7 protein-coding genes and 1 pseudogene are annotated in these 13176 nt (G+C 42.7%); 3 read left to right on the plus strand and 5 right to left on the minus strand.

Annotated features, from left to right (window positions below):
• Window positions 1–104 precede the first annotated feature (104 nt).
• Complete coding sequence (locus tag V7L07_RS01135; RefSeq protein ID WP_335054273.1) at window positions 105–2531, minus strand: arylsulfatase; 2427 nt, start codon at window positions 2529–2531, stop codon at window positions 105–107.
• A 272-nt stretch (window positions 2532–2803) separates the two neighbouring features.
• On the opposite strand from V7L07_RS01135, the gene V7L07_RS01140 reads away from it, so the two are divergent.
• Window positions 2804–2959 (plus strand): hypothetical protein, encoded by a 156-nt coding sequence (locus V7L07_RS01140; protein ID WP_335054275.1) that lies wholly within the window; start codon window positions 2804–2806, stop codon window positions 2957–2959.
• 16 nt (window positions 2960–2975) lie between these two features.
• Here the strand turns inward: V7L07_RS01140 and V7L07_RS01145 are convergent, their stop codons facing one another.
• Window positions 2976–4160, minus strand: coding sequence for an acyl-CoA dehydrogenase family protein (locus tag V7L07_RS01145; protein ID WP_335054277.1), 1185 nt, complete (start codon window positions 4158–4160; stop codon window positions 2976–2978).
• A gap of 660 nt (window positions 4161–4820) precedes the next feature.
• Between V7L07_RS01145 and V7L07_RS01150 the strand changes: the two are divergent.
• Window positions 4821–6556, plus strand: a pseudogene (locus V7L07_RS01150) (iron uptake porin).
• A 943-nt stretch (window positions 6557–7499) separates the two neighbouring features.
• Here the strand turns inward: V7L07_RS01150 and V7L07_RS01155 are convergent.
• The 3 genes from V7L07_RS01155 to sfnG form a co-directional block, all read right to left on the minus strand.
• Entirely contained in the window at window positions 7500–8552 is a 1053-nt protein-coding gene (locus V7L07_RS01155) for a hypothetical protein (RefSeq protein WP_335054279.1), read from the minus strand.
• Between the two features lie 333 nt (window positions 8553–8885).
• Window positions 8886–10094, minus strand: a complete 1209-nt coding sequence (locus V7L07_RS01160) for an SfnB family sulfur acquisition oxidoreductase (protein ID WP_335054281.1) — start codon at window positions 10092–10094, stop codon at window positions 8886–8888.
• 357 nt (window positions 10095–10451) lie between these two features.
• Window positions 10452–11549 carry a dimethylsulfone monooxygenase SfnG gene (gene sfnG, locus V7L07_RS01165; RefSeq protein WP_335054283.1) on the minus strand — a complete coding sequence of 366 codons (1098 nt, stop codon included), beginning with the start codon at window positions 11547–11549 and terminating at the stop codon, window positions 10452–10454.
• 570 nt (window positions 11550–12119) lie between these two features.
• Here sfnG and V7L07_RS01170 point away from each other — a divergent pair.
• Window positions 12120–13169: an LLM class flavin-dependent oxidoreductase gene (locus V7L07_RS01170; RefSeq protein WP_335054286.1), complete on the plus strand. Its 1050-nt coding sequence runs from the start codon at window positions 12120–12122 to the stop codon at window positions 13167–13169.
• Window positions 13170–13176: the final 7 nt, after the last annotated feature.

Genomic DNA, 13176 nt, shown 5'->3' on the forward strand with positions numbered 1-13176 from the left:
ACAAAAGTGCGCTTCCAATGGAAGCGCACTTTACAAACAAAAATAACTCTAACTAGTTGAGAAGCAGAGACGCTACTTATTTTTGAATTTTGAATTGTTAACCCCTACTCCCCTTTGGCATCAGGCGCGGGGGAACCCGGTACGTATTTGACTTGCTCGATCGCACCAGTGTATTTAAAGACCCCATATTTTTTGTAGAGATCCCATGATACGGGGCTACGGGCATCTTTACCGATGTCCAATCCTTCATAAGGAAAGCCACCAAAGGTTAGTCCCAGCTTACCTGCTGCGACTTGCTTGCCGTTGACAGAGAGTGTTCCAGAACCCTGGCGTTTGCCCAGTGCATCGTAATTCAAATTGATATTAAGTTTACCTGGCTGTAACGAGACTGGGGGAAATTTAATCGACTGACCATAGTTATTGTGTTCATAGAACAGCTTGCCATTGTCAATATAGAAAATGTAACCAGCTTCCTGTCCACCGTGGGCCAGAATCACCCCGCGATCGCCTGCTTTATACTGAGCCTGCACCTGGATGGTATAATCGCGATCGCTCACCAAGGGCAAAATATCCGGTTCCAGTACCGAGTCACCTGTATGGAATGTCTTCGGTTTGACTTTCTCCTTGATATAAGGCGGTACTCCTCCATGTTGGGGGGATTCTAACAGGGGATAAACTTGATACTTAAATGCTGCCGCATCAAAGGCTGCTGCCAGTTCTTGGACTTTTTCTGGATACTCCTTCGCCACATTATTGCTTTCAGAGTAATCTTTGTTCAGGTTGTATAATTGCCACTCGGAATCACTAAATGGTTTCCCAGTCTGATGTTCGGTGACAGCATACCAACCATCTTTGTAATACCCTCGATTACCGGAATTCTCATAGTATTGTTCAGTTCTTTGTTCCGGCGCATTGGCATCATTTAAGAGATAGGCAAAGCTGATACCTTCCAGAGGTTTCGTGGGTTTGCCGTTAAACTTGTCAGGATGCTTAATCCCCGTTAATTCCAGGATGGTAGGTGTAATATCTGTGATGTGCGTAAATTGTGTGCGGGTAGCGCCCTGATCTTTGATTTTTGCTGGATAGGAAACAATCAATGGATTCCGTCTACCGCCCCCAAGAGTAAAGAACTTGTAACGCTTTAAGGGTGTATTAGAAACCGTTGCCCAACCAATGGGATAGTGAGGCGCAGTCTGAGGACTACCAATCAACTCAAACCGACTGATATCTAGGGCTTTATCGTCTGGTAAACCGGAGTAATGACGAGCTACATTCGTTGTACCATTTGCCCCGCCTTCTCCAGAACCGCCATTATCAGAAGCAACAATAATAATTGTGTTGTCGAGTTGCTTGGTTGACTCTAGATAATCATAGAGTTTGCCAAAGTTTTGATCTAAGTTATCAACGAAGGCTGCATAGGCCTCTTGATAACGAGCAAATAGCTTTTTATCTTCAGTCGATAGTGTATCCCAAGCTTTAACCCCTGGATTTTGGGGTGGTAGTTGAGTGTCAGCAGGAATTAGCTTTGATGTCAGTTGCTTCTGATAGCGTTCCTGGCGTAGCACGTCCCAGCCAGCATCATACTTGCCTTGATATTTGGTGAGGTCTGCTGGATGAATATTAAACGGTGAATGAACAGCATTATTGGCAAAATACAAGAAAAATGGCTTGTTTGGAGACTTCGTTTTTGCATCTTTGAGTAATGCGATCGCTTTTTCTGTCCAGTAATCGGTGGTGAGGAAATTCTCAGGATAGCGATCGACTGAAATCGGTGTATTGTCTTCGTAGAGAATATGGGGTGTCTGGGGATGTTCCAATCCATCTAAGAAACCAAAGAAATGTTCAAACCCCCGCTGTAACGGCCAAGAATTGAAGGAAGCGGTGGCGGTGCGATCGTAAGTCTGAGTCAAATGCCACTTACCGGTCAGCAGGGTAGAATAGCCGTTGCTACGTAAAATTTCTGCCAGAGTCACAACATTACTCTGAATTTCACCCGCATAACCGGGAAAACCAGGGTGTCCCTCAGCAACCCAACCGACACCCGCAGAATGGGCATTTAATCCTGTCAGTAAGGAGGCTCTTGTAGGAGAACAAAGCTGATGGGTGGTAAAGTTGCTAAACCGCAGTCCGTTAGCTGCTAATTTATCAATATTCGGTGTACTAATTTCTGAGCCGTAGGGGCCTAAATCGGAAAACCCCAGATCGTCAATTAGGAAAACAACAATATTGGGGGCCTCTTTTGGCGCTGCGGTGGTAGAGGATGAAGCTAGAGATGTTTTGGCTGATGGCGGTTGTGGAGTCCACCAAGGTGTTGATTCTGCCAAAGTTCTGCCGATTTTGCCTTTAAATCCCGCATAGGCTTGTGTACTTGTATCACCTGCTTCCTGAGCAGGGTTCTGGGCGAAACTGCTAGCGATCGTTGTGCTAATAACTAGCAAAATGCTAAACGCAACCACTGCTAACCAAGCGATGGGTGAAACAAGTTTTTGCTTGACTTTTTGAATGAATGATGAATTTCGTTTTCTGTTCAACAGACCTGCCTCCTGACAAGCGATAGTAGTTAGGCCAACACATCATCAGACCTCAAGACTTACGCAGAGGTCATGGAAAATCGCACCACAGAGGCGCAGAGGACACGGAGGAATAAGAGTTTTTTGTTTCTAGTACAAATAAATGCAAATATCATACTATATGTTGATCGAATTATCGTAGTATGAGGTCAAGGTACTCCGACTCGCTAATATTGCCTAGCTAGTTTTAAAGAGGCGATCGCAGACCATTGGTAAAAGACAATAAATAATTGATGGATAGATTCCTTGTAGAGACGGCGATTTATCGCGTCTCTCCAACCGTCAAAATGAAAATAGACATCTCCAGAAATGAAATATGCGTTACCCAGAAACCTTGTAGAGACGTAGCACTGCTACGTCAAAACAATTCTTTTTCACCAGATGTCTAATGAATTTGACACACTACTATGAATAAAAGTTAGGTTTTGGCAGTTCATCATTTAACGCCCAATTTCCGATCTCTTGAATTTTGTAATCTACTGGATCGTGGAGAGTGAACGTGCGGAGATTACGCCAATAGCGGTCAAAGCCATACTTTGCCGTAGTAGCGCGTGCGCCCATAACTTCAAAGATGCGGTTGGTAATGTCTAAACCAACTTTAGTCGCTGCAACTTTGGCAGTAGCGACGTAAAGCGCACATTCCCCACGTTGTTCGGCGGTGAGTGACCATTCTTCTTCCCAAGCCGCTTGTAGTAATTCTCCTGCTTGCTCAGTCAAGCTCTTAGCTGCTTGGAATTCAACCCATATTTTGCCATAGTGCTGAAGGATGTGAGGATCTTGGGTTGCACTCTCTACACCTGATGTCAGCCAAGGTTTTGTATTCGTGGAAGTATACGTTTTAGCAGCTTCAAAGGCTCCCTGAGCAATTCCCAGGTAGATATTAGCAAGATTCAATTGAGTTAAGCAGGCACGAATAGTAGTGAATGGTTGACCTTGTTTGTCTCTACTACTAAGAATTTCGTCAGGGTATACCAACACATTCTCAAAAGTCACACTACCACTGTCTGTTTGCCGTTGCCCGATATTATCCCAATCATGATGAACAGTAACGCCTTGCCGTTGGGTAGGAATTACCAAAATACTCAATTCACCAGTTTCTTGATGAATCGCTGTGATCGGCAATATATCTGAGTCTTGAGAGCCAGAGCAAAAGCTTTTAATCCCGTTCAGACGGAAATAATTATTTTCTGGTGTCAGAGTCGTTCTTTTATCTAGGGGGTTAAGAGCATTGCACCAAAACCAATTATTGTGAATAGTTTCTGAGTAATATCGCTGTTTTTGCTCTGCCGAACCAAAGATATGAGGAATAACTACACCTAGATGGTGGTAAGAAAAGACGTGAGCAATGGAACTATCAACCTTGGCAAACTCGCGGGTAATTTGCAAAACGGTAATCCAGTTTTGTCCGAAACCACCGTACTCTGTGGGTATAATCAGTTTCAGTAAGCTGCTTTGACGCAAGCGATCGCGTTCATATTTTGGTGTTCCACCTTTGGCATCCCGCTCTACAGCAGTTTGGGCAAATTCCTTTGCTAAAGACTTAGCTATATCAAGATAATTTTGAGACTCTTTAGTTTCGATTAATTGCATATCTTGCAACTTCTCCTGCTAACTTTTCCTGAAGAGTAACTATAAATTTGGTTGGAAAAACTTTCAATTTACAGTGTTTCGATAAAACTACCGTACCATCACTACATCATTGCATAGCTTAACTAATAAAGCAAGCTAAAATTAAATTATTTTTGCTAAATTTATAGCTTATTAGTGCCGGATTAAAAAATATTTACTTGAGAGTCAAACAGAAAAAAAAGTAAATTATAAAAAATATTTTAATGCACTTGTTTTTTAAGAAAATATATGCAATATTAGTAACTTGAATAGACTAATCTACTCTAGCTTGATCGACAAGTAGTAGTTAGCAAAGAATGGGCAAAAATTAGATTTTTTGTCTAAAAGTTTAAATACTTTTACAGATAGATATTTCCTTGGCAAATAGACCAGCTTTTAGAGGAATTCTATTGTTGTAAAAACAAGTATTTTTTGACACTAAAATATGCAGACAAAACTTCAGTAATTCACTGATGTATCTGATTATATCTGTAAGTGTACCAATATTAGTGAACCCTTTTAAGGGTAAGAGCAATTCAACATTTCTCAGGGCTAGTCATAAGTTTTTAGCTAGACAAGTCACCGAGAAGTCTGATGGCTTTCACTAAATTTTTCAAATCAACAATGTGAGGAGTGATAGAAATGTTCAATCGTTCATTTCATAATTTATTTATGGAATCGGTGATTTTGGGGGCTACTTTGCTAGTCAGTACATCAGCCCATGCCGAAGACAGTAAATTAGTAGCTGAAACCGCCAATTTTAGAGACAATTCCTCGGTAACAACCATTGCCCAAACGCCTAAAATTCCTGCAATCAATAGTGATGCAAATGTCCAACAGACAAACAGGATGTCTCAGGTAACATCTGTATCTCAGTTTTCAGATGTGCAACCAACTGATTGGGCTTTTCAAGCACTCCAATCTTTAGTTGAGCGTTATGGATGTATTGCAGGTTATCCAAATAGCACTTATCGAGGAAACCATGCCATCACTCGCTATGAATTTGCAGCAGGTTTAAATGCTTGTTTATCTCGAATCAACGAGCTAATTGCAACAGCTACATCTGACTTAAGCTGTTTCACATTCAACTTGCATAATTAGGGCGGGCAAGATGCCCACCCCACAAGAGTGATATAAATTTTGGATATGCAAACTAGATGTGGTTTAGCTTAGTTACCAAAGAAGACTTAACTACCGTCCAAAGACTGCAAGAAGGATTCACTGCTGAACTAGCAACTCTACGAGGTCGTGTTGATCGCTTAGAAGCTAGGACTGCGGAGCTAGAAGCCAATCAGTTTTCTACAACTACAAAGCTTTCTGCGGAAGTAATTTTTGCGATTACCAATGCCTTCCAAGGCACAGTTAATGGGAATAACACCGTTTTTCAAGATAGAGTTCGCCTCGTTTTCAAAACTAGTTTTACAGGTAAAGACACTCTCAATACTCGTCTAAGTACCGGAAACACTACTATTTTGCAGCTTCCTGGTGGTTCAGCCGAAGGTTTGCAAACCTTCAATCTTGCTCCTAGTAACAACCAATTATCTGTAGATTGGCTCTCTTACTACTTCCAAGTTGGCAGCAAAATCGATGCTTATATAGGAGCCGTAAACGGAGTATTTTTTGACTTTGTTCCGACTCTGAGTCCTTATTTGGACAGTGCCACAGGCGGCGGTCGTGCTTTGACAGAATTTGCTTCCTCTAGTCCTATCTACCGTATTGGTGGTGGTGCTGGTGGGGGATTCAATTATCGATTAAGTGACCAATTGGTATTAAGCTTGGCTTACTTAGCAGGAGATCATGCCAATCCTCAGCCAGATAGCGGTTTTTTTAATGGTCAATACAGTGCCTTTGGACAAATAGCATGGAACCCCAACAAGAACTCTGGCATTGGTTTGACTTATGTAAATGCCTACCAAAATCGGGGAGGAATATTTGACCTTGGTAGTGGTTTTACACTGGTCGGAACACAACAAGCCAATACTCCATTTGAGCGGACGATTACCAACTCCTACGGGGTCGAAGCCTTCTATAAATTTAGTCCTCGATTTGCAGTTAATGGCTTCTTTGGCTACACTAACACCAAGAATCTGGCAGGTAGTGGTAGCGCAGATATTTGGTACTATGCTCTGGGATTGGCATTTCCAGACTTAGGTAAACAAGGCAATCTTGGTGGTGTTCTTGTGGGTGCAGAACCTTATCGGGGTGGTAATCCTGCACCTGCAAACGATTTATCGTTACACATTGAAGGTTTTTACAAGTATCAGCTTACAGATAACATTGCCATCACCCCTGGCGTAATTTGGATCACGGCTCCTGCTCAAAACAATGACAATCAGGATGCGGTAATTGGTACTGTCAGGACAACCTTCACTTTTTAGATAATTAGCAAAGGTGCAAAGAGCAATTTATATTATGTCCGCTGAATTACCGATAACAAAATAACCTCACCCCGCCCCTCCCCTGCTAGGAGCTATGGTGTACACACAAGTGGTATCTACAAGGGTTTCAAGCTTTCTAGACCCAATAAATTGTCATTACGAGCGGAGCGAAGTAATCGCATAATCCCGTAGTTTTTGCGATTGCTTGTCTGCGACACGCTCTTGCGTTCGTCGTTCCTCCTCTCTACGAGACGCACTCGCGTTCGCAATGACAAGCTTTCGGAGCGATCCAACAGCTTAGGGATAGACGACGAAACCAAGTGTGAGGTGTAATTTCAAGACTTGTGTGTACACCGTAGCCTGCTAGGAGAGGGGCGCTATCTGTCTATGCGCAAAACAAAATTCATCCTCATAATCAGCAATGCAGAGATGAGAGCTAAAAAACTCTCCCACTGACTGCTAAAAGGACAGAGGGAGCAGAGATAACAACATCACAACTATTAACTAATTACTAATGAGATTGTTGGTGAATTAATAGGCGGTCTAACCCATCATTATTTATTGCTCTTGATTTCTCTGATTGGAGTCCGTCTCAACGCACTTGAACTATTAGCCCGAAATTTATTTCAGGGCGGGAAAGGAACGCCAAACCAAGGTTTTAGGGGTAAGGGGTGAAGAGTGCTGAGTTCCAAGTACTGAGTGCTGAGTTGAAAGACCGCCCACAAGGGGCGGGGCTTTTACCGTAGTGCAGAAGTACTGAGTACTTCTTAAATTTACTCAGCACTCAGCACTCAGCACTGAGTGGGTCAAACCCATCGAGAATTGACCAACAGTCTCATTACTAATTCGTAGCTAATAATTAAATTACGAATTACGTAGCTTGCTTCTCGCCTTCTCTATGAGACGCTACGCGAATGGCGAGTATTACGAATTACGAACTATTCTAACGCCCTTCACGATTCAAGCTCAGGGGTTGCTGTTCTTCAACTAGTGGTGGCGCATCCTGCCAAAGACTAATTCCATCGTATAAGCCTGGAGCCATTAAGAATACTTGAACCCAAAGGATATTAAACCACCAGTAAAGCCCTTGGATAATATTTTCCTGACCTATCAGGGATACTGTCACCAGGTAGAATAAGACCGAAATTATTAAACTAGCAACAGATGCAACTATACCTTTTGTGGGTTGTGACAACTCCGTGAAAGGCCACATATTGAATTGCCAAACAAATCCTAAACCAACAGTTGTCCAAATCGCTGCAAAGGTTGGCCCTGTCGTTGTGGTAAACAAATCCAGTCCTAGCTGTTTGAGGAACAATTCTGTAATCAGAGTGAGTAGCAAAATAATACCTGTATGCAGTAACCCCAAACGTGGCATTCCTAGATCCAATTTGTTTAAAGGCCAACGTTCAAAGAAACTACCGAATACTGTCGAACAAGGATACCAATACCAAGGAATGTAAAACGGTTGAAGTCCCCACATTTGTGGTAAGAAGGTGAGGGCAGGGGCAATAAAGAAGACGGCAAAAAAGATATTAATAAAGCCGCTTACTGGATGCCAGTTGCGTACTTCGTCAGTGGTGACAATCGTGTTGTCAAAGAAAAACAAACTGGCGGCAGCAGCAATAATTGCTGTCTGTCCCCATAAGCCAACAGGTGTATCAGTGATAGCTGGTTTTGCAGAGATAAACTTCCAAACTTCTCCAGTTATGTAAACTAGCGCTAACAGCACTACTAAATTCACTGTTCCTCGTCCAAATCGGGTAGAAGAAAAGCGTGAACCTGGATAGCCGTTGAGGGAAAAACCTAGATGCCACCACCAAACGAAGCATATAGTAATGTAAGTCAACTTTGTGCCCACATTCAGCTGAATAATTTGACCAAAAATGAGTTCAAAAATATAGCTAATGACAGCAATTACAGCAATGAAAAGCAGTCCCTTAAATGGCTGGCTTTTCCAAATGCTCCGCCTCTGGGTTGGGTTTGCAACGCTCATAGTATCAAGTTAAATAATGTTGGATTTATCAGGGGCAAAGCATTCTGGTAATTTTAGATTTTAAATTTTGGATAATGGAATTGAATAATTCAAAACCCAAAACTTTAAAAAAAATTTTCAATTTTAGATTGGCGATCGCTTAGTTAAGGGAACTCCAAGAAATAAATTATCCAGTATTGTGGGGTGGGCATCCTGTCCGTCCACAAGAGTTAATTGGATATTTTTTATTTGGAAGTCCCTTAAACCCGATCTATGAGCGTCTTTCAGATTGAAAAATTTCCTAATCCAAAATCTAAAATCCAAAATTGAGTCACCCAATAGAGAATGTGTCAATTACAACCAAGGATGGCGTGGGGGATAGACACCATTGAGGAAATAGTTACCAACAGCGTAGTACTTCCAACGCACGGGATCGTGGAGTGTGTGAGCGCGGGCATTTCGCCAGTGGCGATTGTAGTTGAATTCCTCCAATGTGGACTTAGTACCTGCTAGTTCAAACAACTTGTTAGTAGCTAGTAGTGATGCTTCGGTGCCTAAGGCTTTGGCTTCGGCAACTGCGATCGATGCTTCAACTACCTTGGGTTCTTCCAAACCTGACTCATTGGCAACGTCAATAAATTCGCCTGCACGACGCAGCAATGCTTCAGCAGCGTGAACCTGAATTTGGACGTTGCCTAAGTTATATAGTGTCAGCGGATCTTCGTAGCCTTTTTCTAAATTGCTGTCAACCCAAGGGCGGGTATAGTTGCGGACAAAATGGATGGTGTCACGAACTGCGGCTTTAGCAATCCCTACGTCTACGGCGGCTTGGATGATTTGCGCGATCGCACCCATTGGAGTCGCCCTTTCAAAGGCTAAGTAGTGCGGAATCACGTGTTCTGCTTTAACTTTCACATTTTCAATAATGGTAGTGCCGCTAGCAGTGGTACGCTGTCCGAAGCTCGTCCAATCATCAAGTAAAGTTAGTCCTTCGGCATCTCTTTCGACAAATGCCACCACTGTCTTACCATCTGGATTACTGGCAATCACAGGAACCCAATGTGCCAGTAATGCCCCAGCAGAGTAGTATTTGCGTCCGTTGAGTACAAAGTCAGAACCATCTGGTGTTAACTTTGTCTGCACATCGGTGACAGACTTTGTACCAATTTCCGAGAAGGCATTACCAAAGCGCTTGCCTTGTAGAACCAAATCAAAGAAGAACTTCTTCTGCTCATCGGTGCCATCCAAGCGGACTGCTTCGACCATGTAGAGGTGGTTTTGAGGAATTTGACCGAGGCTAGAGTCGGCTTCGGAGATGATTTTAACTACTTCTGCCAAGGTGGCACTGGAGACAAAAGCACCGCCATACTCTTTCGGGACTGTAATTCCCCACAATCCGCTTTGGGAGAACTTTTCCACTTCCTCAGCAGGTAAACGCCGAGTTTGATCGCGTTCTGAGTCTCCCTTGGCAAACTCAGCTGCTAATTCGTGAGCGATCGCGATCGCTTCTTTGTCATCCCGAATAATATGGGCTTTTTGTTCGGTATTAATTACTGATGTCATGATAAAACTCCTTGATTGTAATTGATCATCTTTAAACGCAGAGGAACGCTAAGGAAAACGCGGAGGTACGCAGAGTTATCCCAAATTTAACGTGAGTTCGACGAACCTCTCCCTGCCTTGTACTGAAGTTCAAGTCTGTCCCTCTCCGACTCGGAGAGGGACGGTTTTGCGTAGTAAACCTTCTTAGAGGTTTTTTGATTGAGCAAATTGGGTAGATATTATATGAGCAATCGAATTCACGTAAATTTAGGAAGTTTATGCAATTAGGCGTTGATGTCTGCGTAGCGTTTCGCTAGTTGCTGTAGAAGTGGGTTTAGCTCCACAAAACCCACTCCTACAAAATATGTGCCTGTTAATCTACACTACAACTAACTCATCAGCAGTCCGACGATTAGATTTAAGTTCGCGCACAATTGGTATTACTGTCCTACCAAATGCTGGCAAATCATCTGAGTAGTGTAAGAAGCCACCGAGAATTAGATCGACTCCCGCTTCATGGAACTGGCGAATCTTGTCAGCGACTTGTTCAGCTGTACCAATCAAGCCTGACTTGAAGCCGTCGTTATACTGCACCAAGTCTTCAAAATTGGAATTCGCCCACATTCCCTGACGTTCGCGAGTCGAAGATCCCGCCTGTTTCACGGCTTCGCCAAATCCTTTCACGGCTTCTACATCAGCTTGGGCAATAATATCGCGCAATACTTCATGGGCTTCTGCTTCCGTATCTCGCACGATGATAAAGGAATTCAGACCAAACTTAATTGTGCGTCCTTCAAGACTCGCTAATTCAGATACTTCTGCAATCTGCTCTTTCACCCCTTCTATGGTGTTGCCATTCATGAAATACCAATCGGAGACACGGCCAGCCATCCGGCGTGCGGCTTTGGAGTTACCACCTTGGAATATCTCCGGGTGGGGATTCTGATTAATTGGTCTAGGCTTCACCCAACCGCCGTTAATGCGGTAAAAGTCGCCTTTAAAGTGAAATTCATCCTCAGTCCACAAACCTTTGAGAACGCGGATAAATTCTTCTGAACGACGATAACGTTCGTCATGGTCTAACCAATGTTCACCATATATAGTGAATTCATCTTTGAACCAGCCGCTAACTACATTCAGAGCAAACCGACCGTTAGAGAGAAAATCAATGCTAGCACCGACTTTGGCAACTACTCCGGGATGCCACAATCCAGGGTGAACTGCTGCAATTAGCTTCAATTTTTTGGTGACTGGAGCCAAGGCTGACACAGTTGTAAATGCCTCTAGCTGGTACTCAGCACCGTAGCTGGCGATAAATCTGGCTTGTGCTAGAGCATATTCAAATCCAACTTCTTCAGCCGTCTGAGCCAGTTGAGCATTATATTCGTAAGTCCAATCTGTGCGTTGGGGAATTTTACTAACAACTAACCCACCGCTAACGTTGGGAATCCAGTATGCGAATTTAATATCTACCATAATTGTGCGTTTGTAATTGAAACTGCTTGGCTATTTATCTAAGTTTGCTTATGATGCAACAAAGCCAGATTTGTCATCATTAACAAATCAGCTAAAACTTGATAAGGCAAAATCTTAGTCAAAATCGAAAGCTTGAAAGCGGTTGGAAACTACTCTGAGTTTACAAGTAGACAAATCTTTGATGGCAATAATATACCATAACCCGATCGCGCTACCGTAGTTCGGAATGAATCAGACTGTATCACAACAATTTTTCTAATGTAGTGACTCGATATACTTAAACTCCATTTCTATATTCCATTTTGGAATACAGCCTAATTTTGCCGAGTATTTAATTATTTTTTATTTTGCGGGCTGTTATCCTGATTCAGTCAGGACAATTAGGAATCAGGACTCGACAAAATGTCTATACTATTCCATATCGTGATAAGAAACTGCTTTTCATGTATCATCTGCAACTGTACACAGCAGAAATAAATGTGGTAGTGTGAACTACTAAATCACGGTAAAAAGATATAGATACCGTAGTTTAGTTGATGCCTCGTAAAAAAAAGCACAGGAAAAATATTTATGCCGCTTCAGTTTGGAATTTGGTCGCCGGTTTGTGGTGGATGGTTGCGGGTTGTCAACCATGAGGCTAATTTATCTACCCAAGATTTAGTAAAACTTGCAGTTCAGGCAGACGAGTTAGGTTATGACTTCTATTACATTCCTGAACATTACTTAAATGCAGTTCATGGGCCTAGCTATAATGTCGCTGACGCTTGGATTACAGCAGCTTTAGCAAGTTTGAACACCAAGAAGATCAAGATTGTTGCGGCTATACAACCTGGTTTTAAACTACCTGCGGTGGTGGCCAATTTGAGTGCAAACATTCAAAATCAACTTAGTAACGGCAGATTTGCTCTCAGTGGGATTGCAGGTTGGTGGAAATTAGAAGTAGAAAGCTATGGAGATATCTGGCTACCTCACAGCGATCGCTACGCGCGATTAGAAGAGTATATTGAGGTAATCAAGGGGCTGTGGACAGTCGAAGGCTTTAATTATGTGGGCAAATACTACACTATTAAGGGTGGTATTCTCCCAGATCAGCCGACACCAACACCACCTATTTTCATTGCTGGGGAATCAGACAGGGCGATTAACTTAGCGGCTCGTCTGGGAGATTATTTATTTATCAATGCTGATGATCCTGAAAAAACGGCAGCATTGGTGCAGAAAGTGAAAACATTGGCTAGCGATCGCTACGGTCGTCAGATTAAAGTAGCAATGAGTGCCTTTCCGATCGTTCGTGAACATACTGCCGAAGCCGAAGCCAGATTAGAAGCGATTTATCGTTCTGCCGATCAAGAGCAGATTAAGTACTTTCAAGAGCAAATCGATCCTAACGTAGTTGCCCACAACAAACTAGATATCAGTCAAACCATTGAAGCCAATCTTGGTTTATCTGCTCAACTGGTTGGCGATCGCTATACTGTTATCAACCGTCTGAAAGAATACGAAGCCGTTGGCGTTGACTTAATAGTACTCAAATTTGAATCTATGTTGGAAGACACTATTCGCTTTCACAAACTAGTTATTTCCGAATATGCACAACAGAGTAGCTTAATTACATTGTAGTTAAAAA

It is taken from the genome of Nostoc sp. (assembly GCF_036916985.1).
In the GTDB taxonomy this organism is placed as follows: domain Bacteria; phylum Cyanobacteriota; class Cyanobacteriia; order Cyanobacteriales; family Nostocaceae; genus Nostoc.

Excerpts from the sequence above, each read along its gene's own strand:
- V7L07_RS01140 (WP_335054275.1), top strand. The coding sequence starts at position 2,804 with ATGGATAGATTCCTTGTAGAGACGGCGATTTATCGCGTCTCTCCAACC.
- V7L07_RS01145 (WP_335054277.1), bottom strand. The coding sequence starts at position 4,160 with ATGCAATTAATCGAAACTAAAGAGTCTCAAAATTATCTTGATATAGCT.
- V7L07_RS01155 (WP_335054279.1), bottom strand. The coding sequence starts at position 8,552 with ATGAGCGTTGCAAACCCAACCCAGAGGCGGAGCATTTGGAAAAGCCAG.
- V7L07_RS01160 (WP_335054281.1), bottom strand. The coding sequence starts at position 10,094 with ATGACATCAGTAATTAATACCGAACAAAAAGCCCATATTATTCGGGAT.
- sfnG (WP_335054283.1), bottom strand. The coding sequence starts at position 11,549 with ATGGTAGATATTAAATTCGCATACTGGATTCCCAACGTTAGCGGTGGG.
- V7L07_RS01170 (WP_335054286.1), top strand. The coding sequence starts at position 12,120 with ATGCCGCTTCAGTTTGGAATTTGGTCGCCGGTTTGTGGTGGATGGTTG.